The sequence below is a fragment of the Streptomyces rubrogriseus genome (assembly GCF_027947575.1).
Taxonomy (GTDB): domain Bacteria; phylum Actinomycetota; class Actinomycetes; order Streptomycetales; family Streptomycetaceae; genus Streptomyces; species Streptomyces rubrogriseus.
Map to the genome: position 1 here is coordinate 3,770,082 of NZ_CP116256.1, position 20,575 is coordinate 3,790,656.

Here is a 20,575-nt window from a genome sequence, read left to right on the forward strand (position 1 = left end):
ACCGGCAGGTCGCCGGACACCACCGGCGCGCCCGGGGAACGGGTCCTCCCGCCCACCGGCTCCGGGCGCGCCGTGCACCGACCGAGGAGGTACCGGACATGCCGTCCACCGCCGACGAACGACAGCTGCTCGACGAGCTGTGCGACCTGCTCGCCGCCACGGTCGAGGACCTGACCGCGGAGGAGATCGGTCCCGACTCCTCGCTCCAGGACGACCTGGGCGTCGACTCGCTGGCCCGGCTGGAACTGGTCGCCGCGATCGAGGACCGCTGGCAGATCGAGGTCCCCCAGGAGCAGGCGGACCGGCTCACGACGGTGCGGCAGATCGCCGCCCACCTCGCCGAGGCCGTCGCCGCCCCCGCGGGCGGCACCGCGTGAGTCCACGGCACGCGGCCGGCCCGGCCCCCGAGGAGCGGGCCGCCGTCGTCACGGGGCTGGGACTGACCACCGCGCTGGGCGGCGACGTCCCCACCACCTGGCGGGCCCTGCTGGACGGCGTGTGCGGCGTCGAACGCGTCGACTTCGGCGAGCCGGCCGGGCCCGCACAGGTGTACCTGGCGGCCCAGGTCGCGGTCGACCCCGGGACGGTCCTGTCGTCCGCCAAGGCGGCGCACTGCGACCGCTCGGCGCAGTTCGCCCTCGTGGCCGCCCGCGAGGCCGTTCGCGACGCGGGGTTCCCCGACCCGTCCGCGCTCGCCGGGGACGGCTCGCGGGTGGCCGTGGTCGTCGGGGTGGGGCTGGGCGGCCTCACCAGCGTCCTGGAGCAGAACCACCGCCTGCGGACGCAGGGCGCGGGGCGGGTGAGCCCGCGCACCATCCCGGTCATGCTGCCCAACCACCCGGCCGCCGAAGTGGGGCTCCTGGTGGGCGCGAAGGCCGGGGTGCACGCCCCCGTGAGTGCCTGCGCCGCCGGTGCCGAGGCCCTCGCCCAGGCCCTCGGCATGATCCGGGACGGGCGCGCGGACATCGTGGTCGCGGGCGGAACCGAGGCCGCGCTGCATCCGCTGGCCCTGGCCGGGTTCGCTCGCCTGAAGGCCCTCTCCCGGCGCCACGACGATCCGAAGGGGGCCTCCAGGCCCTTCGACGCCGACCGGGACGGCTTCGTGATGGGGGAGGGCGCCGGCATGCTCGTGGTCGAGAGCGCCGCGCACGCCGCCGCCCGCGGCGCCCGCGTCCACGGCCGGCTCACCGGGGCGGGCATCACCAACGACAGCCACCACGTGGCCCAGCCGGCGCCCGGCGGTACGGGCTGCGCGGCGGCCGTCGACGCCGCACTGCGCGACGCGGGGCTCGTGCCGGAGCAGATCCAGCACGTCAACGCCCACGCCACCGCCACACCGCTCGGCGACCTCGGCGAGGCGCAGGCGCTGCACAGTGTCTTCGCCAAGGGGGTGGACGACGTCACGGTCAGCGCCACCAAGGGGGCCTTCGGGCACACCCTCGGTGCCGCCGGAGCCATCGAGGCCGTCCTCACCGTCCTCGCCCTGCGGGACAGGACGGCACCGCCGGCCTGCAGCCTCGAACGGGTCGACCCCGAGATCGGCCTGAACGTCGTCGGCCGCGACCCGGCGGCACTGCCCTCCGGGCCCCTCGCGGCCGTCAGCACGAGCATGGGCTTCGGCGGGCACAACGTCGCGCTCGCCTTCGCCGACGCCTCATGACGGAGGACCGGCCGGCCCCCACCGGCGGCACACCGCGCACCGTGCTGATGTGCCCCGGCCAGGGGGCCTACCTCCCCGGCGCCCTGCGCCACCTGAGCGGCGTCCCGTCGGTCTCGCGGGTGCTGGGGACGGTCGACGCCCACAGCACCGCACTCGGCTCCGCCCGCACCCCCGTCGGCCGTCTCCTCACCGACAGCGCCGCGCCCGACCCCGACCTGCTCGTGCGTACCGACCCCCTCGCCTTCGACCTGGCCACGTACGCCGCCGTGGTCGCCTCCGCCGCCGTCCTGCTCGATCTCGCGACGCCGCCCGTCCACGCGGTGCTCGGCCACAGCGTGGGCGACCTCGCGGCGCTCACCGTGGCCGGGGTCATCACGATCGACCAGGGCGTGCGGCTGCTGCACGTCCGCGACCGGCTGCTGCGCGACGCCGCGCTGCCGGCGGCGGGCCTGCTGGCCACCGACCTGACCGCCGAGCTGGCGGCCGACCTGCTGCGCGCCGAGGGCCTGCCGCAGGTGCGGATCGCCGCCCGCAACGCCCCCGGCCAGACCGTCCTCGCCGGACCCGACGACCAGTTGGCCGCCGTCCGGAGCGCGGCCCTGGCGCTCGGCCGTCGCGCCACCCCGCTGACCAGCCGCACCGCCTACCACCACCCCCTGCTCGCCGAGGTGCAGCGGGCCTTCCGGCGCCTCCTGCGCGCCCAGCCCGTCGCCCCGCCCGCGCTCCCCGTGTACACGGCCGCCGCGCCGGGGCCCGCCCGCACCCCGGCCCAGCTGCGCACGGTGGCGGCCGCCCACCTCGCCGAGCCGCTGGCCTTCCACCGGACGCTGCGCGCGCTGCGCCTGGCCGGATTCACCACCTACCTCGACAGCGGCCCCCGGGCGCTGCTGAGCACCCTGGCCCGGGCCGGCCTGCCCGGCTGCACCACCGCCGCCCCCTCCCGCACACCGGCCGGCCTCGACCGCATCCGCCTGCGCCTGACTGCCGCCCTGCGGTGACGCGGCCGGGAGTGGCCCGGCTCACATGGCGTACGGAGGGCGGCGCCGACACCATGGTCTCGTCACCCGGCAGGCTGAAGGGATCAAGAATGTTCCGCAAGGTGCTGGTCGCCAACCGCGGTGAGATCGCGATCCGTGCGTTTCGGGCGGGCTACGAGCTCGGCGCGCGCACCGTCGCCGTCTTCCCGCACGAGGACCGCAATTCGCTGCACCGGCTCAAGGCCGACGAGGCCTACGAGATCGGGGAGCAGGGGCATCCGGTCCGCGCGTACCTCTCCGTGGAGGAGATCGTGCGCGCCGCCCGCCGTGCGGGGGCCGACGCCGTCTACCCGGGCTACGGCTTCCTTTCCGAGAACCCCGAACTCGCCCGCGCCTGCGAGGAGGCCGGGATCACCTTCGTCGGTCCCAGCGCCCAGATCCTGGAACTGACCGGCAACAAGGCGCGGGCGGTGGCCGCCGCCCGGGAGGCCGGAGTACCCGTGCTCGGCTCCTCGGCGCCCTCCACCGACGTGGACGAACTGGTGCGCGCCGCCGACGACGTCGGCTTCCCCGTGTTCGTCAAGGCGGTCGCGGGCGGCGGCGGGCGCGGCATGCGCCGCGTCGAGGAACCCGCCCAGCTGCGCGAGGCCATCGAGGCCGCCTCCCGCGAGGCCGCGTCCGCCTTCGGCGACTCCACCGTCTTCCTGGAGAAGGCGGTCGTCGAGCCCCGCCACATCGAGGTGCAGATCCTCGCCGACGGCGAGGGCGACGTCATCCACCTCTTCGAGCGGGACTGCTCGGTGCAGCGCCGCCACCAGAAGGTCATCGAGCTGGCGCCCGCGCCCAACCTCGACCCGGCCCTGCGGGAGCGGATCTGCGCCGACGCCGTGAACTTCGCCCGGCAGATCGGCTACCGCAACGCGGGCACCGTCGAGTTCCTCGTCGACCGGGACGGCAACCACGTCTTCATCGAGATGAACCCGCGCATCCAGGTCGAGCACACGGTCACCGAGGAGGTCACCGACGTCGACCTGGTCCAGTCCCAGCTGCGCATCGCCGCCGGCCAGACGCTGGCCGACCTCGGCCTCGCCCAGGAGAACATCACCCTGCGCGGTGCCGCACTCCAGTGCCGCATCACCACCGAGGACCCGGCCAACGGCTTCCGTCCGGACACCGGGCAGATCAGCGCCTACCGCTCGCCGGGCGGCTCCGGCATCCGGCTCGACGGCGGCACCACCCACGCCGGTACGGAGATCAGCGCGCACTTCGACTCGATGCTGGTCAAGCTCTCCTGCCGGGGACGGGACTTCACCACCGCGGTGAACCGGGCCCGGCGTGCGGTCGCCGAGTTCCGCATCCGCGGCGTCGCCACCAACATCCCCTTCCTCCAGGCGGTCCTGGACGACCCCGACTTCCAGGCCGGCCGGGTCACCACCTCGTTCATCGAACAGCGCCCGCACCTGCTGACCGCCCGCCACTCCGCCGACCGCGGCACCAAGCTGCTCACCTACCTCGCCGACGTCACGGTGAACAAGCCGCACGGCGAGCGCCCCGAGCTGATCGACCCGCTGACCAAGCTGCCGACGGTGCCCACCGGTGAACCCCCGGCCGGTTCCCGCCAGTTGCTGGCCGAGCTGGGGCCGGAGGGGTTCGCCCGCCGACTGCGCGAGTCGTCCACCATCGGCGTCACCGACACCACCTTCCGCGACGCCCACCAGTCGCTGCTCGCCACCCGGGTGCGCACCAAGGACATGCTCGCCGTGGCGCCCGTCGTCGCCCGCACCCTGCCCCAGCTGCTGTCCCTGGAGTGCTGGGGCGGCGCCACCTACGACGTCGCCCTGCGCTTCCTCGCCGAGGACCCCTGGGAGCGGCTGGCCGCGCTGCGCGAGGCGGTGCCCAACCTCTGCCTCCAGATGCTGCTGCGCGGCCGCAACACCGTGGGCTACACCCCGTACCCGACCGAGGTGACCGACGCCTTCGTGCAGGAGGCCGCCGCCACCGGCATCGACATCTTCCGCATCTTCGACGCCCTCAACGACGTCGAGCAGATGCGGCCCGCCATCGAGGCCGTACGGCAGACCGGCACCGCCGTCGCCGAGGTCGCGCTCTGCTACACCGCCGACCTGTCCGACCCCTCCGAGCGGCTCTACACCCTCGACTACTACCTGCGGCTCGCCGAGCAGATCGTGAACGCCGGAGCGCACGTGCTGGCGGTCAAGGACATGGCCGGTCTGCTGCGCGCACCGGCCGCCGCGACCCTGGTCTCCGCGCTGCGCCGGGAGTTCGACCTGCCGGTCCACCTGCACACCCACGACACCACCGGCGGCCAGCTCGCCACCTACCTGGCCGCGATCCAGGCGGGCGCCGACGCCGTCGACGGCGCGGTGGCGTCCATGGCCGGGACCACCTCGCAGCCGTCCCTCTCGGCGATCGTGGCCGCCACCGACCACACCGAGCGGCCCACCGGCCTCGACCTCCAGGCCGTCGGCGACCTGGAGCCGTACTGGGAGAGCGTCCGCAAGGTCTACGCCCCCTTCGAGGCGGGTCTGGCGTCCCCGACCGGCCGGGTCTACCACCACGAGATCCCCGGCGGCCAGCTCTCCAACCTGCGCACCCAGGCCGTCGCGCTCGGCCTCGGCGACCGCTTCGAGGACATCGAGGCGATGTACGCCGCCGCCGACCGGATGCTGGGCCGCCTGGTCAAGGTCACCCCGTCCTCCAAGGTGGTCGGCGACCTGGCCCTGCACCTGGTCGGCGCCGGTGTCTCCCCGGCCGACTTCGAGCAGGACCCCGACCGGTTCGACATCCCGGACTCGGTGGTCGGCTTCCTGCGGGGCGAGCTGGGCACCCCGCCCGGCGGCTGGCCCGAGCCGTTCCGCAGCAAGGCGCTGCGGGGCCGCGCCGAGGCCAAGCCGCTCGCCGAGCTGTCCGAGGACGACCGCGACGGCCTCGGCAAGGACCGCCGGGCGACGCTCAACCGGCTGCTGTTCCCGGGACCGGCCCGGGAGTTCGACACCCACCGCGCCTCGTACGGCGACACCAGCGTCCTCGACAGCAAGGACTTCTTCTACGGGCTGCGTCCGGGCAAGGAGTACACGGTCGACCTCGACCCCGGTGTCCGGCTGCTCATCGAGCTGCAGGCGGTCGGCGACGCCGACGAGCGGGGCATGCGCACCGTGATGTCCTCCCTGAACGGCCAGCTCCGCCCCATCCAGGTCCGCGACCGGTCGGCCGCCACCGACGTCCCGGTGACGGAGAAGGCCGACCGGGCGGACCCCGGCCACGTCGCGGCGCCGTTCGCCGGGGTGGTGACCCTCGCCGTCGCCGAGGGCGACGCGGTGGAGGCCGGTGCCACCGTGGCCACCATCGAGGCGATGAAGATGGAGGCCTCCATCACCGCCCCGAAGTCCGGCACGGTGGCCAGGCTCGCCATCAACCGCATCCAGCAGGTCGAGGGCGGCGACCTCCTCGTCCAACTCGCCTGAGCACGGTTCCCTTCACCCGGTGGGTGACGCGCCCCGCACCGCTGCGGGGCGCGTCGTCCCTCACGGGAACTGGACGACCTTGGACGGCACGGTGTCCGTCCCCGACGTGGCCGCGCCGGTGTCATTGACGACATGGCGGTACTGGCCCATGCCGCCCAGCGAGATCACCTGGAGGTTGCGCATCCTGACCCCCGGCTTGACCGGCACCTGGAACCCGTGGTGCTGGACGATGCCCGGGTCGGCGGTGAAGTTGCAGTAGCTGCCCAGCGCCACCGCGTCGTGCACGTTCACCGAGTCGGCGACCTTGTAGGCCGCGTAGCCGACGATGCCGTCGTGGGTGATGGCGGCCTCGTTCGGCGCGTCGTAGGCCTTCTCGTTCTGGAAGAAGATGGTCCGGCCGCGTTCGCCGCTCCAGTAGACGTCGTACTTGTTGAAGTGCTCGACGAACAGCCCCGTCGCGAGCACGTCGTCGCCGTTGACCCTGAGGCCGTAGTCGGCGCGGTTGGTCTCCCAGCCGACGCCCTCACCGTGGTCGGCCCGCCAGATCCAGGTGTGGTCGATGATCACGTCGTCGCTCTCGACCACGACGGAGTCGGTGGCCTTGCCGGGTCCCGCGCCGCCGACGCGGATGAACACGTCCTGCATGGTGGTGGGGTTGGCGGCGTGGTCGGCGTTCCCGCCCGGCGTCCCGATCCGCAGCAGCGTGTCGGAGTTCACCGGACCCGCGTCGATGAGGAAGCCCGCGAGCCGCACACCGTCGACGTCGGCCACGTGCATGGCGTCGACGCCGCCGTCCGGAATGATCGTGGCCAGACCGAGGCCGAGTACGACGGTGTTGGCGCGGTCGACCTCGATGGTCTGGTCGATGTGGTAGACCCCGGGCGTGAACAGCAGGTTGAGACCCTGGTCGAGCGCGGCGTTGATGGTCGCCGCGGTCGCGCCGGGCTTGACGACGTAGAACTGGCTGAGCGGCAGCGAGGTGCCACCGGCGTTGGCGGGCCAGGAGACGCCACGCGCGTTGGTGCGCTTGGCGGGGACCCGCACCTTGTACTCGTTGCCGTCCAGGTACAGGAACGGCTTCTCGCGCGAGACGGGCGTGGTGTCGAGCGTCGTGTACGGGCCGGTCTCGAAGTTACCCGCCGGGGCGCCCTCGACACCCGTGAACGTCATGTTCCAGACGCCGTTGGTCCAGCCGCCGACCGAGCTGTCCCGGGTGTACCACTGCTGCTGGGAGTAGGGGCCGACGGTGCCGTCGATCTTCGAGTCGGCGATGTAGCCGCCGGAGGCCCAGCCGTAGCCGTTGGGGGCGAGGTTGAGACCGCCCTTGACGTGGATGCGCCGGAACGGGGCGGCCTGGGCGACGGCCCACCGGTCGGTGCCGTTGGACGGCGTGATGGCCAGGTTCTCGGCCGAACGCCAGAAGTTCTGCGTCGCGTTGCCGTTGAACCAGCCGGCGTCCACGGTGATGTCACCGTTGATCTGCGTGTCGTCCGGGTTGAGGCCCAGACCGGAGACGGAGGTGTAGAAGCCCAGTTGGGCGTTGATGCCGTTGTAGGTGCCCGGCTTCAGCAGGAACTGGTAGCGCCCGCCGCCGAACTGGTTCGCCTCCTGCTGGGCGAAGACCTGGTCGAACTTCTGCTGGAGGTTCGGCGTGGACGGGTCCACGACGATGACGTTCGGTCCCAGGTCGCCGCCGCCCTCGACCGGGGGAGTGCCGGTGGTGCCGGTGTGCACGGCGACCTCCCACAGCGAGTAGCCGTAGCCCGTGGCGCGGGCCGTGCCGTGGACGCGGACGTAGCGGCCCGAACCGCTGACGTCGTAGGAGGCCTTGCCGCCGGTGGCGCCGGTGACGCTCTTCAGCGTCTGCCAGCTCTGCCCGTCCGCGGAGGCCTCGATGCGGAAGTCCTTGGCGTAGGCGGCCTCCCAGTTCAGGTCCACCTTGCACAGGTCCTTCACGGCGCCCAGGTCGACCCGCACCCACTGCGGGTCGGAGGCCTGGCTGGACCAGCGGGTGCCGGTGTCGCCGTCGAAGGCCGCGGCGGCCGGTGTCCCGGCGTTCTCCACGGAGGAGGCGGCGGCGGGCCTGCCCTGCGCGGCGTTGGCGGTGCCGCAGGAGCCGCCCGGGGCGGTGCCGCCGGTGGTGCCGAAGACCTGGAACTCCCACAGCGAGTAGCCCCAGGGGGTGGCCCGGTGGACGCCCTGCATACGGACGTAGCGGCCCTGGCCCGAGACGTCGAGGGCGTCGGTGCCGCCGTCGCCGCCGGTGACCGTCTTCGCGTCGGTCCAGGTGCTCCCGTCCTGGGAGAGCTGGATCTTGTAGTCCTTGCCGTAGGCGGCCTCCCAGTCGAGCACGACCCGGGTGACGGAGGCGGTGGCGCCGAGGTCGACCTGGAGCCACTGGTCGTCGCTCGCGGCCGACGACCACCGGGTGGCCGTGTCGCCGTCGACGGCGTTCTGCGACGGCGTGCCGGCGTTCTCGGCCGAGGACGACGTGGCCGTCCGGCCCTGGGAGAGGGGAGTGTCGGCCGCGGTGGCCGTCATCGGAGCGGGGAGGGTGACGAGCGCCGCCGTGGCGACGAGCGCGACACCCATGGATCTCAGTCTCATGCGTGAGCTTTCTGCGGGTGCGGACAGGACCGACCAACCGCTGTGTGCAGCGGCTTAGTTCAAGGTGTGATTTAAGTGGTGAGGCTTCGATCCGGCAAGAGTCCGCACAGGAGTTGTCGCCGTTCAGTGTTCGAGCGGGGCCCGCAGCGCGGGATCCGACGCGGCCCGCCACACCCCGGGCAGCTCCCGCTGCCGGGCTTCCGCGCCCGCCCGTTCCCGGCCATGCAGCACCCCCCAGGTGAACGCCGACTCGCCCGCCGCGTGGGCGGCCACCGCCAGCCGGCGCAGGGTGTCCTGGGCGACCACGGCGTCCTGGTGCTCGCCGAGCAACTGCTGCACCGCCTTGGCCTGCTTGCCGAGCCGGGCGACGGGCTTGCCGAGCGCGGGACGCGCGACCTCGGCCGCGTAGCGCAGCCTCTTGGCCGCCTTGCGCGCCTCGTGCAGCTCCGTCTCCCGGGACCGGCCGGACGGCTGCGCGAGCGCGAGGTCCATGCGCCCGGCGAGACGGCGGTACTCCTTGAGCACCGCCCGGGCCATCGTCCGGGCCGGTTTCCGCCCGGCCCCGGAGCGCAGGGGCGGGTGCCGGACCAGTGCGTCCAGAGCGTCCAGGAGGCGCAGATGACGCGGGCTGTCCAGGGCCTTCCGCGTCCGGGACCGCACGTCCTCGTCCCGGGACACGTCCCACACCCGCAGCCGGGCGGCGACGGGGCCGAGCACCAGCTCGTCGGGGAGCCCGTCCAGCGACGCTCCGATGCGTTCGCGCAGCACCTCCTGGTCCCGCGCGGCGCCCAGCTCGCCCGCCAGCCACCGGAGTTCCGCGGCCACGGGATCGGTGACCCGCCGGTCCAGCACCGACCGGTACGAACGCAGGCAACCGCGCAGCCGGCGGCACGTGACGCGCATCCGGTGCACCGCGTCGGGCAGCTCGCGGCGCACCGCCGGGTCCAGGTCCACCAGCACGCCGACCTGCTCGCGCAGGTAGGAGAGCACGTACGAACCGGAGGACCCGGCGACCCCTCCGGCGGGCGGCCGGCGCACGCCCGCCTCGCCCACGCCGGTGTCCCGCAGCGCCCGGGCGAGCTTCGACGGACTGTCGGCCCGGACGATCCCCTTCTTGCGGAGCTTCTTCTCCACGGTGTCGAGCAGTCCGGCAGGGACACCCTCGGCGAGTTCGACCTCCAACTCGCCCCACTCGGCACGCCCGCCGCCCGCCGCCGTCGCGTCCGCCCGCACCTCGTCGAGGCTCAGCTCGGCCAGCACCCCGCCCTCGGCGTCGAGCAGCCGCCGCACGGCCCGGGTGGACCGGATCCGCACCACCGGACGCAGCGGGGCGCCCCGCGTGCGGGACAGCACCAGCTCGCGCAGCGCCGCGGGCACGTCGTCCGACAGCGGGGCCCACACCTCTTCGCGGGTGTCCCCGGTGAGCGGCAGCTTCAGGTGCCAGCCCGCGTCGGGACCGCCCGTACGGCGGCGCAGGGTGGCCGAGGACCCGGCGAGCCGCAGATCCACCGTGTCGTGGTACACGGCGTCGAGCTCCTCGGGCCCGGCCGCGGTGACCGAGGCGACGGGTCCGACGCCGGTGAGGTCCGGCAGCCCGGCGAGGCCGTCGGAGGGCGGCTCGTACTTCCGTTCTGTCTCGCGCTTCGACTGGGTCATGTTGAGGTTCTCGACACGATCCGCCGGATCAAACCCCGTTCGCCACGACCCAGGGGCGCGGATCGGTGTAGTACCCGTCGAGGATGACTTCGAAATGCAGGTGCGGGCCGGTCGACAGGCCGGTGGAGCCGACCCGTCCGATCGGCGCCCCGGCCTCCACGGTCTGCCCCACCGACGCCCCCAGGGAGGAGAGGTGGCTGTAGGTCGTCTCCACCCGCTTGCCCTGGATGGTCCCGTGGTCGATCACGATGCGATTGCCGTACGCGCTGGTGAGCGCGGCGAACACGACGCGGCCCCGCCGTGCCGCCACGACCTGCGCGCCCTGCGGCGCGGCGAAGTCCACGCCGGTGTGCAGCTTGGTCACCCCGGTCAGCGGGTGCTCCCGCGACCCGAAGGGCGAGGTGATGGTGAGCGGGCTCACCGGCGCGGTCAGCAGGGCACCGGCCGGCCCGCCCGAGCCGTCGGCGGAGTCCTCCCGGTCCAGCGCCTCGTACCGCGGCACCAGGGCCTGGACCTCGGTGAGGTACGTCTTGGCCGCCGCGGGTACCCGCCCCGCCCCGGTCACGGCGTCGGGTCCCACGGCGTACGCGGCGAGGGTCAGCTCCACGAGGTCGCCGTTGACCCGCCCCTCGGTGCGCAGCCCGGTGACCTTCTCGGCCAGGGAACAGTCCCGCCGGCCCAGCGCCATGATGGCGTCCGCCGGATCGCGGGGCGAGGAGTGCCCGTTGCCGTCGTCGTCCTTGCCCCAGGTCCGCCACTCGCTGTCGGTGAACGCGGCGATGCCCTTCTGGCCCGAGAGGTCGTCCGAGTCGTCGCTCCAGCCCGAGAGCTGGTCGATCTGCGCGGCGAGCACCGACGGCTCCAGGACGGTGCACGCCGAGGCGGCCTTGCGCAGCCACGGGACGTAGGAGGGGTCGAGGTCGGCCGCGGCCGACGCCTTGGCGTCCGAGTCGTCGGGCCACGGGTCCGGCAGCCCGCCCAGCGCGACGAAGGCGGCCACACCGGTGACGGTCACGAGAGCCGGCAGCAGCAACAGGGTGACGGGGCCCGGTCCGCGGCGCTTTCGCCCGGGGCCGGGCTCGGGGCCTTCCGGCCGCTCCGGTTCCTGCCGTGGGTCGTCCGTGTCGTCGGCCGTCGGCGCCACGGTCAGCCGCTCGTCGTTCATCTGGCCGCTCGCCGGGACGTGTTGCTCACGAGGCGACGCTATCGCCACCCCTGTGCCGACGTCACGAGCCGCCGAGGCAGAAGGAGATGCCCGAACGGGCACCCGCGTCAGGGCGGCGAGGGCCGGACGGCGAGGACCGCGATGTCGTCCGCGCTGTCCGCCCCCAGGCCGATCAGCAGCTCGTCGCAGAACGTGTCGAGGGGCTCGCGGGCCAGGTCGGCGGCGTGCCGGCGCAGCCGGTCGAGGGCCTCGTCGAGGGCTTCGTCGCGGCGCTCGACGAGGCCGTCCGTGTACAGCAGCAGCGTCGAGTGGGCCGGCAGCGCGTCACGGGCCGTGCCGCGGGACGCGTGGGGGTCCATGCCGAGCAGCAGCCCGGCACCGCTGTCGAGGTAGCGGGTCCGGCCGTCCCGGGTGGTGAGCAGCGGCGGCAGATGGCCGGCCGAGGAGTGCGTCAGCTCCCAGGGGCCCTCGGGGGGACCCTTGATCAGGCCGTAGACGCAGGTGCCGGTCGCCTCCCGATGGAGACTGTGGTTCGCCAGGTCCAGCCGGCGCAGTACCTCCGCGGGCGGCTCCTCGCGGTCCACGGCGATGCCGCGCAGCATGCTGCGCAACTGGCTCATCGCGATGGCCGCGTCGAGGTCGTGCCCCGTGACGTCGCCGATGACCAGCGCGGTGTTCCCGCCGGGCAGGACGAAGCTGTCGTACCAGTCCCCGCCGACCTGCGCGGTGGTCGAGGAGGCGGCGTACCGGGCGGCCAGACGCAGGCCCTCGACCTTCGGCAGCACCGGCAGCAGCGAGCGCTGGAGCCGTTCGGCGATGGAGCGGGTGTCCTGGTACAGGCGGGCGTTGTCCACCCCGAGCGCGAGGCTGTGCACCAGGTCGTCGACCAGCGTCAGGTCCTCCTCGGTGAACGGCCGCCCGCGGGGCGCGCGGGCGAGGGTCAGGGCACCGAAGATCTTGCGGCGGGCCCGCAGCGGGGCGACGACGGCGCTGCCCGCCCCCAACTCCCGGAACAGGTCGGCATAGGCCCGGTCCAGCGCGCTCCCGGTCTGCCCCGGCTGCGGGGCGCCGGAGAGCAGGAGGGGCCCGGCGCCGCGCAGCACCCGGGCCAGCGGGCCGCGCGATTCCTCGGAGAGCCCGGGGAGCATGCCCTCGTACGCCCCCGGGCGCAGGGCCCGGGGATCGCGGTGGACGACACACGCCCGGTCCACCCGGGCGTCGGCGGTGAACAGGTCCACCACGCACCAGTCGGCCAGCCGCCGCGTCAGCAGCCGGCCGGCGCGCTGGAGGCCCTCGTCCAGCTCCAGGGTGTTGTTGAGCTGCGCCCCCAGCTCGGCCAGGAGGGTGAGCCGGTCCAGCGCCGACATACCGCCCCGGGCACCGGGCGTCCTGATCCCCGTCGGCGGCACGGTGGGCGACCGGCCCCCGTCCGGCTCCCCGACCGCCGCCTCCCGGATCCTGCCGGGAGTCCTCGGTCCGTCGAGGAACGTCGTCGCCCTCGGGACGAGCTGTGCGACGAAGACGGTGCGGCCGTCGGCCGTCTCCTGCGTCTGGATGTACAGCCGCACCGGGATGAGCCGGCCGTCACGGTGCAGCGCCGGAAGCGGCACCGAGCGCCCCACGATGCGGGTGCGGCCGGTGAGCAGCATCGAGGTGAACGCCGCCGTGTGCCGCTCGCGCAGGTGTTCGGGGATGAGGGTGGTGAGACGGCGTCCGACGAGCTGGTCCGGCTCCCAGCCCAGCAGGTCCGCCGCGGCCCCGTTGGTCGCCACGATCCGGTTGCCCTCGTCGGCGGCGACGGTCGGCATCCTGCTGGCCCGCACCTGGCCGACGTCCCACGGGACGAGTTCGGCGGAGCTGACCTCCGGCGCGCGGGGGACCACGGTCCACGCGGTGGGCCGGTCCCCGGCCAACTGCCCGGCGATCTCGTCGAAGAGCCAGTTCTGGAAGGCCCGGCCGCGGGGCAGGGCCGGAAGCGTGAGCAGCCGCTCCTCCCCGGCGCGCGCCTCGGCCAGGTCCAGTACGCGGCGCAGTGCCCGCACCGCCGGCAGGGCGTCGGCCGACAGCGGGAGGGGCAGGGCGCGCAGACCGGACTCGGGGGCCGGTGCCTCCAGCGCGGCCGACACACCGGCGCTGATCACGTTGTTGACGTCGTTGGCCGCGACGAGGTCCTCGGGCGGCACCCCGAGGAGGTCTCCCGCGGACGCGGCGAGGGTCAGCTCGCGCAGCACCGCGTGCCGGTGCTGGCGGCACGCGGACTCCAGGGCGGTCGGCATGTCGACCAGCGTCACGGTCCGTTCGGCGGGCCGCGGCGGCGCGGCGGTCTCCCACCCGGCCGACGGCGGCGCCGGACCGTCGTGCCACAGCTCGAACCACACCGTCTTGCCCCCGTCGCCACTGTCCGCCCCGAACCGCGAGGCCAGCTGCTCCACCAGTGCGAGACCCTGCCCCGTACCGGCGTACGGCGAGCAGCGCTGCGGTACGAGGCCACGGCCCGGCCGCCGGTCCCCGACCCGTACGCGCACCCGGCCCTCCAGACGCGCCACGCTCACCTCGACCTCGGTGCGCGCGTGCAGCACCGCGTTGGTGACCAGCTCGCTGACCAGGAGCTGGGCCGTGTCCACCAGGTCACGGGCGGCACCGTCCAGCGCGCCGCGCACGAACCGGCGGGCCGCCGCCACGCTTGCCGGCCCGTCGGAGAAACGCCGTGACACCGCCGCCGGCGGATCGGGGCAAACCATGACCCCAGTGTGTTGCCGCACGGCCCGTCCCGCAGCGCGCGCCGTCGCCGCGCTTCCCGCTCCCGGCGACGCTCCTGTCCGCCGGTCGGGTGACGGCACCCGGTGCGAGCCCGGGGCGGAGCCCGCCGGGACCGGCCGGGTACGGGAGTTCGTACCGGCCGGGGGACGCGCCGGGTCTGGCAGGCGGCCGATTACTCCGATAGCTTGCTGGTGCGGCCCCGCGTTCTCCCCCGTACGCGGGGCCGCACCAGCACGGCCGGGCACCGGCTCAGGGGGCGAGTACGCCTCGCAGCCCCGGCTGCAGCCGGTCCCCATGGGCCCGGACCATGTCGTCGCACAGCTGCCAGATCTCCTCGACCCGCAAGGTGGCCGCCGTCGCCGGGTCGGCCATCGCCGCGTGCCTGATGTGCCGCGGGTCGTCCTCCGTCGCCGCCCGCACCACCAGGTCGGTGGTGCTGAGGTAGGCCCGGTTGAGGGCGGCGAGCTGCGGGGGCAGCGCACCGACGCGGGTGGGCTGGAGGCCCGCGGAGTCGACCAGGCACGGCACCTCGACGGTGCCCCGGGCGGGCAGGTTCTCGATCAGACCGTGGTTCGGCACGTTGCCGTAGACCGTGCGGGGCGTGCCGGTCACCATGCTGTGGATGATCTGCGGCGCGTACTCCATGGTGCCCTCGACGGTGAGCGGCGCGCCGCACGCCAGCGCGTCGCGGGTCCGCTCGTACTCGGCCACGTTCTCGTCCACGATGCCCAGATAGGCACCGACGGGCAGCCGCAGCCGCTCGACCTCGCTGTCGTGGTGCAGGTACCAGGGCACGTACTCGGAGGAGTGCTCGCTGGTCTCCGTCGGGTAGTGACCGAGCCGCCGGTACATGTCCATGCGGACCCGGCGCCGCAGCTGCGGGTCCTCGGCGATCAGCGCGTCCAGGCGCGGGTGGAGATCCTCGCCCCCGTGCTCCAGACGCAGCACCCACGCCTGGTGGTTGACGCCCGCGGCTTGGTAGGTGACCTCCTCGTACGGGACCTTCAGCAGCTCGCACAGGCCCTGGACCGTCCAGTACACGGAGTGGCACAGTCCCACCACGCGCGTCAGGCCGGTCGCCTCGGCGAGGTACTGGACGTTCATCGCCATCGGGTTGGTGTAGTTGAGCAACCAGGCGTCCGGGCAGACCTCGGCGATGTCCTCGCCGAGCGCCTTGAGCAGCGGGAAGGTGCGCAGGGCCCGGAAGATGCCGCCGACGCCGAGGGTGTCGCCGATGGTCTGGCGCAGCCCGTACCGGGCCGGGACCTCGAAGTCGGTACGGGTCGCCTCGCCCATGCCGACCTGCACGATGTTGATGACGAAGTCGGCGCCGACCAGGGCCTCGCGGCGGTCGGCGTGCGCGGTGACCCGGGGCCGGGCGCCGCGTTCGGCGGCGATGTACTCGGCGGCGGCCCGCGCGGTGGCCAGGCGCTCCGCGTCGATGTCGTGCAGCGCGATGTGCGCGGACTTCAGCTCGTCGAAGGCGAAGAGGTCGGCGAGCAGACCCTGGGTGAAGACGACGCTGCCGGCTCCGACGAAGGTGATCTTGGGTGCGGACGGGTGGGCGGTGCTCATGCGGGGTTCTTTCCGTTGCGGGTGGCGGCGGACGGAGGGCGGGTGGTCAGCCCTTGAGTCCGCTGGAGGTGATCGACTGGATGAAGGTCTTCTGCGCGCCGAGGAAGGCGAGCAGGACCGGCAGCACGGTGATGACGTTGCCCGCCATCACGGCCGCCCACTGGGTGTGGTGCTGCCCCTGGAACGTGGTCAGGCCCAGTTGCAGCGTGTACTGCGTGTCGTGGTTGATGGCGATCAGCGGCCAGGTCAGGTCGTTCCACGTGGTCAGGAAGGTCAGCACGGCCACCGTGGCCAGCGCCGGACGGGACAGCGGCAGCACGATCCGCCACAGCACCCGCAGCCGGGAGCAGCCGTCGATCCAGGCGGCCTCCTCCAGCTCCCTGGGCAGTGAGAGGAAGAACTGCCGCAGCAGGAACACCGCGAACGGCGTGACCAGTGACGGCACGATCAGCGCGCCCAGGGTGTCGATGAGACCCAGCTTCTTCATCACCAGGAACGTCGGGATCATGGTCAGCTGGAACGGCACCGCCATGGTGGCCAGCATCAGCCCCATCAGCACCCTGGAGCCCGCGAACCGCATCCGGGCGAAGGCGTACCCGGCGAGCGACCCGAAGACCAGGTTCGCGGCGACGGTGACGGCGGAGACGATCAGCGAGTTGACGAACCAGCGGGGGAACATCGCGTTGCCCAGCACGTACCGGTAGCCGCCGAGGTCGACGCCGGACGGCCACAGGGCCGGCGGGAACCGGTTGATCTCCGCGTTGCTCATCACGGAGCTGAGCACCAGCCACACCAGCGGCACGGCGAAGACGAGGGCGAGCGGTGCCAGTAGCAGGTGCCAGGGACTGAACGGGAGCCGCGGGCGGCGCCGTACGGCGGCCGGGCGGGTCGCCACGGCGTTCGCGGTGGCCGGCCGGGTGGTGGTCGCCGTCATGATCGGGCCCCTTCGAGACGGTGGCGTCCCCGACGCCGGACGATGCGGACGGCCCCGGCGACCAGACCGAGCGCGACGGCCAGGACGTAGGCGGCCGAGGCCCCGTATCCCGCCGTGGCGTTCTTGAAGGCCTGCTCCCAGATGAAGTAGACGATCACCGTGGTCGAGCCGAGCGGACCGCCCTTGGTGGTGACGTACACCAGGTCGAAGACCTGGAGGGACTGGATGGCCTGCCACAGCACCAGGAAGACGGTGACCGGGGTGAGCGTGGGCATCGTGACGTGGCGCAGCAGGTGCCGGCGTCCGGCGCCGTCCAGGCGGGCCGCCTCGATCAGGGACTGCGGCACGTCCTGGAGGGCGGCGAGGTAGACCACGACACAGAACCCGGTGCCGCTCCACAGCGTGATCGCCACCAGCACCAGCAGCGCCTGGGAGGGGTCGGACAGGAAGCCCTGCGACGAGACGCCGAGGCGGTGCAGCACCGAGTTGGCGGCGCCGAACTCCGGGTCCAGGATGAACGAGAACAGCACCCCCTGCGCGGTCGCCGACAGCACGAACGGCACGAAGATCAGGGTGCGGTAGAGACCGACGAAGCGGATGCGCCGGTTCAGGACCATGGCGAGGGCCAGGCCGAACAGCAGGCTCAGCGGCACGTACAGCACCGTGTAGAGCAGGGTGTTGCGGACCGCCTGGCTGAAGTTCGGGTCCTGGGCGAGGGCGCGGTAGTTGTCCAGGCCCACCCAGCGGCTGGGCGTCACCAGGTCGCTGGCCTGGAAGGACAGCAGCAGCGACCAGATCACCGGGACGATGCTCAGGCCGAGGACGATCAGGACCGCCGGTGAGACGAACGCCCAGGCGGTGCCGGTCTCGCGGCGGCGCTTGCGGCGCAGTGGCCGTGGGTCCGGCGGCGGACCCACGACGGTGATGGGGCGGGGGAGGCGCGGCATGGCGGTGTGGCTCCTCAACGCGGAATGAGCAGGGCGGCGTTGGCTTCGTCGGCGCAGGCACGCAGCGCCTTCTTCGGACTGCTGCGCCCCAGGAGCACGGCGACGATCGCCTGCCCCAGCGCCTGCGAGACCTCCGGGTACGCCGGGTGGACGGGGCGCACCCGCGCCGTCTCCAACGCCGTGGTGAACACGTTCAGGCCCTCGGTGCGGGCGACCTTGTCCCGCCAGGCGGGCAGGGCCTCGGTGCGGCGGCTGAGCGGGAGGCTGCCGGCCTCGATGTCCCAGCGCACGTCCTGCTCGGGCCGGGCCAGCCAGGTCAGGAAGGTCCGGGCGGCCTTCGACCGGGCCTCGCCGTTGTCGAACACCGTCCAGGTGTCCGGCCCCGAGATGGTGACCGGGCGTCCGCTGAAGGAGGGCAGGGGAACGACGTGGTAGTCGATCCCGGCGGTCTCGATGTCGGGCAGCTGCCACGGCCCGGTGACCACCATGCCCATGCGGCCGGACTGGAACACCTGGTACATCTGCTCGCTGCCGGGCTTGGGGTCGACGTACACGCTCTTGTCCCGGGCCAGGTCGGCCACCACCTCCAGCGCCCGGGCGCCGGTGTCGGCGAAGCCGATGCCCTTGCCGTCGTCGTCGACGACGTCCCCGCCCAGGTCCCAGATCAGCGGCCACAGCCGCCACACGGTGTCCTCGTCGCCCGTGCCCGGCCAGCCGGTGCCGAACCGGCCCCGGCCCGACTCGGTGAGCGCGCGGGCCGAGGAGACGAAGTCCTGCCAGGTCCAGCCCGCCTTCGGCAGCGGCAGACCGGCCTCGCGGAACAGCTTCCGGTTGCAGACCACGGCGAGCGAGTCGAGCACCGCGGGGGCGGCCCTGACCCTGCCGTTGAGCGTGACGGCGTCTCTGGAGGCCGCCCAGTAGTTCTTCCACGGCACGGGTCCCGACCCGACCATGTCGGTCAGGTCCACCACCTGCGGGCTGCGGGCGACCCGGGCCAGGTCCGACCCGAAGATGTAGGCGATGTCGGGGTAGGAACCGGCGGCGAGGGCGGCCGTCACCTTCTGCAGCATCACGTCGGACAGCACACCGCCGCCCAGCTTCACCCTGATCTTCGGGTGGGCCCGCTCGAAGTCGGCGACGAGCCCTTCCAGGACCTTCTTCGCCGTGTCCGCCTGGCCGTGCCACATCTCGACGGTGACCGTGCCGTCGGCCGCGACGCCGTCGTCCGTACCCGCCCCGCAGCCGGTCACCGCGGTGCCCGCGGCCGCCGCGAGGGCGGCACCGCCGCCGGCCCGCAGCACACCCCGGCGCGAGGGGCGCGCGGCACGTCGGACCGCATCCATCTGTACCTCCAAGGACTTCACTGGCCGTCGGGCGGTGTCAGCAGGTCTCACGGACGTAGCCGCTGCTGCCCTTCGGCGACACGTCCAGGTCGCGCCGGACGATGCTCAGCTCGTCGCCGAAACCCGCGCACGCCTTCGACAGGCCCTTGGCGGTGTACTCGACGACGATCACCCGGTCGCCGAACTCGGCCGTGTAGTCGCCGCACTCGTCCCACTCGCCGCACTCCTCGGCGACCGCGAAGTCCAGCCCGTTCGCCTCCCGGTTCGGGGCCAGTTCGACGGTGTTCTTCTGCCCGATGGCCAGCCCGTCGGAGTGCGCGCGCTCGGCCAGCAGCTTGATCAGGCCCTGCGCGTCGGCGGCGTCCAGCAGGTCGCCCGCGCGGGTGTAGCTGTCGTAGTTGTCCGGCTCGACGGCCTGGAAGCCCTTGTCCGCGCAGCCGTCGATCCAGGTGCCGACCTGCTCGGCGATGCGCTCGCGCTTGTCGGCGGTGCGGATGTCGAGGAACGCCTCGTCCCAGTCGGTGTCGTAGACGACGTCGCCGTTCGCGTCGCGCAGCAGCAGGTCGTCGTCCCAGTCCTGCTCGGCGCCGGGCTGGGCCTGGAAGGCGTTGACGTAGCAGATGTTGTACACGCCCGGCGCGGGGGAGGCCGTGTGGTCGCGGCTGACCACCTCCACACCGGCCGGCGGGGTGTAGGCGCCGCCGATCTGGTAGTCGAAGCCCGCGTGGGCGGGTGGCGGGGTGTAGGTGGCCGCCTCGGCCGGGGTGCTGCCCGGCACGAGTGCCGCGGCGGTGACGAGGACGGCGGTGGCACCTATGCCGGCCAGTACCGGCTTCCTGGGGGTGTGCACCTGTGTACGGCTCATGGTTCGAGCTCCGGAGGATGGTGGGCACGTCCCCGCCTCGGAGGCGCGTGGCCGTCCTGGCGACTCAGTCCGGGCTCCTGGCGCGAAGCCAGCTACCGGCTGGGCGTACCTCTGCCGCCGATCACACGGCATCGGCGTTGATCGGGAGTAAATCGACCGGATATAGGCCCTGTCAAGGGTTCGAAACGAGAGAGGCGATGCATGAAGATGATCGAAAACGGCTCCAAGAGTGCAGAAACAATCAGCAGGCGTCGGTTCCCCGGTACCCGGGAACGATGGATGCGGGCCGGGCGGGAGCCGTGATCACGGCGCTGCCGCGCGGCTGGTAGCGTCGCGTGGTCGCGGCGGGCGGCGCGAGAGAGGTGTCGGTGCGTGGGAGAGCGGCAGGACCGTGACTGGGTGGCGATGACGCCGGGCGACTTCGACCGGGACGCCCCCCTGGTCCTCAACGTGGGCACCGGCCCCGCCACCGTCCCGGCCGAGCCCGACGAGTACGGCACCGCCCCCCTGTTCGGCGAGACGGCACCGGCACCCGGCACCCGGCCGCGCAGCCGGCGGGGACGGCCCGCGCCCGGTCAGGAGCCGCTGTTCTGACCGTCCC

General features: G+C 73.4%; 14 protein-coding genes. 5 read left to right on the forward strand and 9 right to left on the reverse strand.

Annotated features, from left to right (window positions below; genetic code table 11):
• Nucleotides 1-98 precede the first annotated feature (98 nt).
• The 4 genes from Sru02f_RS17310 (at nt 99) to Sru02f_RS17325 (ending at nt 6,122) form a co-directional block, all read left to right on the forward strand.
• Nucleotides 99-377: an acyl carrier protein gene (locus Sru02f_RS17310; protein WP_109030912.1), complete on the forward strand. Its 279-nt coding sequence runs from the start codon at nt 99-101 to the stop codon at nt 375-377.
• A complete protein-coding gene (locus Sru02f_RS17315; RefSeq protein ID WP_109030913.1) occupies nt 374-1,660 on the forward strand; it encodes a beta-ketoacyl-[acyl-carrier-protein] synthase family protein in 1,287 nt (428 codons plus the stop codon). Before Sru02f_RS17310 ends, Sru02f_RS17315 begins: the two co-directional genes overlap by 4 nt.
• Nucleotides 1,657-2,658 carry an ACP S-malonyltransferase gene (locus Sru02f_RS17320; RefSeq protein WP_109030914.1) on the forward strand — a complete coding sequence of 334 codons (1,002 nt, stop codon included), beginning with the start codon at nt 1,657-1,659 and terminating at the stop codon, nt 2,656-2,658. The genes Sru02f_RS17315 and Sru02f_RS17320 overlap by 4 nt, the downstream gene beginning before the upstream one ends.
• Before the next feature lie 89 nt (nt 2,659-2,747).
• On the forward strand, nt 2,748-6,122 hold the full coding sequence (locus Sru02f_RS17325; RefSeq protein WP_109030915.1) for a pyruvate carboxylase: 3,375 nt from the start codon (nt 2,748-2,750) through the stop codon (nt 6,120-6,122).
• 60 nt (nt 6,123-6,182) lie between these two features.
• Here Sru02f_RS17325 and Sru02f_RS17330 read toward each other — a convergent pair whose 3' ends face one another.
• The 9 genes from Sru02f_RS17330 to Sru02f_RS17370 form a co-directional block, all read right to left on the reverse strand.
• Nucleotides 6,183-8,729: a discoidin domain-containing protein gene (locus tag Sru02f_RS17330; RefSeq protein ID WP_109030916.1), complete on the reverse strand. Its 2,547-nt coding sequence runs from the start codon at nt 8,727-8,729 to the stop codon at nt 6,183-6,185.
• Between the two features lie 123 nt (nt 8,730-8,852).
• Nucleotides 8,853-10,385: a CYTH and CHAD domain-containing protein gene (locus Sru02f_RS17335; protein WP_109030917.1), complete on the reverse strand. Its 1,533-nt coding sequence runs from the start codon at nt 10,383-10,385 to the stop codon at nt 8,853-8,855.
• Nucleotides 10,386-10,413: 28 nt separating this feature from the next.
• A complete protein-coding gene (locus Sru02f_RS17340; RefSeq protein WP_109030918.1) occupies nt 10,414-11,550 on the reverse strand; it encodes a M23 family metallopeptidase in 1,137 nt (378 codons plus the stop codon).
• 107 nt (nt 11,551-11,657) lie between these two features.
• Complete coding sequence (locus Sru02f_RS17345; RefSeq protein ID WP_109030919.1) at nt 11,658-14,291, reverse strand: SpoIIE family protein phosphatase; 2,634 nt, start codon at nt 14,289-14,291, stop codon at nt 11,658-11,660.
• A gap of 268 nt (nt 14,292-14,559) precedes the next feature.
• The gene (melA, locus tag Sru02f_RS17350; RefSeq protein WP_109030920.1) at nt 14,560-15,885 is read right to left on the reverse strand and encodes an alpha-glucosidase/alpha-galactosidase; all 1,326 of its coding nucleotides are present in this window, start codon (nt 15,883-15,885) and stop codon (nt 14,560-14,562) included.
• 46 nt (nt 15,886-15,931) lie between these two features.
• A complete protein-coding gene (locus tag Sru02f_RS17355) occupies nt 15,932-16,819 on the reverse strand; it encodes a carbohydrate ABC transporter permease (RefSeq protein WP_109030921.1) in 888 nt (295 codons plus the stop codon).
• On the reverse strand, nt 16,816-17,766 hold the full coding sequence (locus tag Sru02f_RS17360) for a carbohydrate ABC transporter permease (protein ID WP_109030922.1): 951 nt from the start codon (nt 17,764-17,766) through the stop codon (nt 16,816-16,818). Before Sru02f_RS17360 ends, Sru02f_RS17355 begins: the two co-directional genes overlap by 4 nt.
• A gap of 14 nt (nt 17,767-17,780) precedes the next feature.
• Nucleotides 17,781-19,109, reverse strand: a complete 1,329-nt coding sequence (locus Sru02f_RS17365) for an extracellular solute-binding protein (RefSeq protein ID WP_109030923.1) — start codon at nt 19,107-19,109, stop codon at nt 17,781-17,783.
• 37 nt (nt 19,110-19,146) lie between these two features.
• Nucleotides 19,147-19,974 (reverse strand): endo alpha-1,4 polygalactosaminidase, encoded by an 828-nt coding sequence (locus tag Sru02f_RS17370; RefSeq protein WP_109030924.1) that lies wholly within the window; start codon nt 19,972-19,974, stop codon nt 19,147-19,149.
• Nucleotides 19,975-20,346: 372 nt separating this feature from the next.
• Between Sru02f_RS17370 and Sru02f_RS17375 the strand changes: the two genes are divergently transcribed.
• Nucleotides 20,347-20,568: a hypothetical protein gene (locus Sru02f_RS17375; protein ID WP_003978327.1), complete on the forward strand. Its 222-nt coding sequence runs from the start codon at nt 20,347-20,349 to the stop codon at nt 20,566-20,568.
• The last annotated feature ends 7 nt before the right edge of the window (nt 20,569-20,575 follow it).

What these genes read in the sequence shown, in the direction of transcription:
- Sru02f_RS17310 (WP_109030912.1), top strand. Translation starts at nt 99, where the DNA reads ATGCCGTCCACCGCCGACGAACGACAGCTGCTCGACGAGCTGTGCGAC.
- Sru02f_RS17320 (WP_109030914.1), top strand. Translation starts at nt 1,657, where the DNA reads ATGACGGAGGACCGGCCGGCCCCCACCGGCGGCACACCGCGCACCGTG.
- Sru02f_RS17325 (WP_109030915.1), top strand. Translation starts at nt 2,748, where the DNA reads ATGTTCCGCAAGGTGCTGGTCGCCAACCGCGGTGAGATCGCGATCCGT.
- Sru02f_RS17330 (WP_109030916.1), bottom strand. Translation starts at nt 8,729, where the DNA reads ATGAGACTGAGATCCATGGGTGTCGCGCTCGTCGCCACGGCGGCGCTC.
- Sru02f_RS17335 (WP_109030917.1), bottom strand. Translation starts at nt 10,385, where the DNA reads ATGACCCAGTCGAAGCGCGAGACAGAACGGAAGTACGAGCCGCCCTCC.
- Sru02f_RS17340 (WP_109030918.1), bottom strand. Translation starts at nt 11,550, where the DNA reads ATGAACGACGAGCGGCTGACCGTGGCGCCGACGGCCGACGACACGGAC.
- Sru02f_RS17345 (WP_109030919.1), bottom strand. Translation starts at nt 14,291, where the DNA reads ATGGTTTGCCCCGATCCGCCGGCGGCGGTGTCACGGCGTTTCTCCGAC.
- melA (WP_109030920.1), bottom strand. Translation starts at nt 15,885, where the DNA reads ATGAGCACCGCCCACCCGTCCGCACCCAAGATCACCTTCGTCGGAGCC.
- Sru02f_RS17355 (WP_109030921.1), bottom strand. Translation starts at nt 16,819, where the DNA reads ATGACGGCGACCACCACCCGGCCGGCCACCGCGAACGCCGTGGCGACC.
- Sru02f_RS17360 (WP_109030922.1), bottom strand. Translation starts at nt 17,766, where the DNA reads ATGCCGCGCCTCCCCCGCCCCATCACCGTCGTGGGTCCGCCGCCGGAC.
- Sru02f_RS17365 (WP_109030923.1), bottom strand. Translation starts at nt 19,109, where the DNA reads ATGGATGCGGTCCGACGTGCCGCGCGCCCCTCGCGCCGGGGTGTGCTG.
- Sru02f_RS17370 (WP_109030924.1), bottom strand. Translation starts at nt 19,974, where the DNA reads ATGAGCCGTACACAGGTGCACACCCCCAGGAAGCCGGTACTGGCCGGC.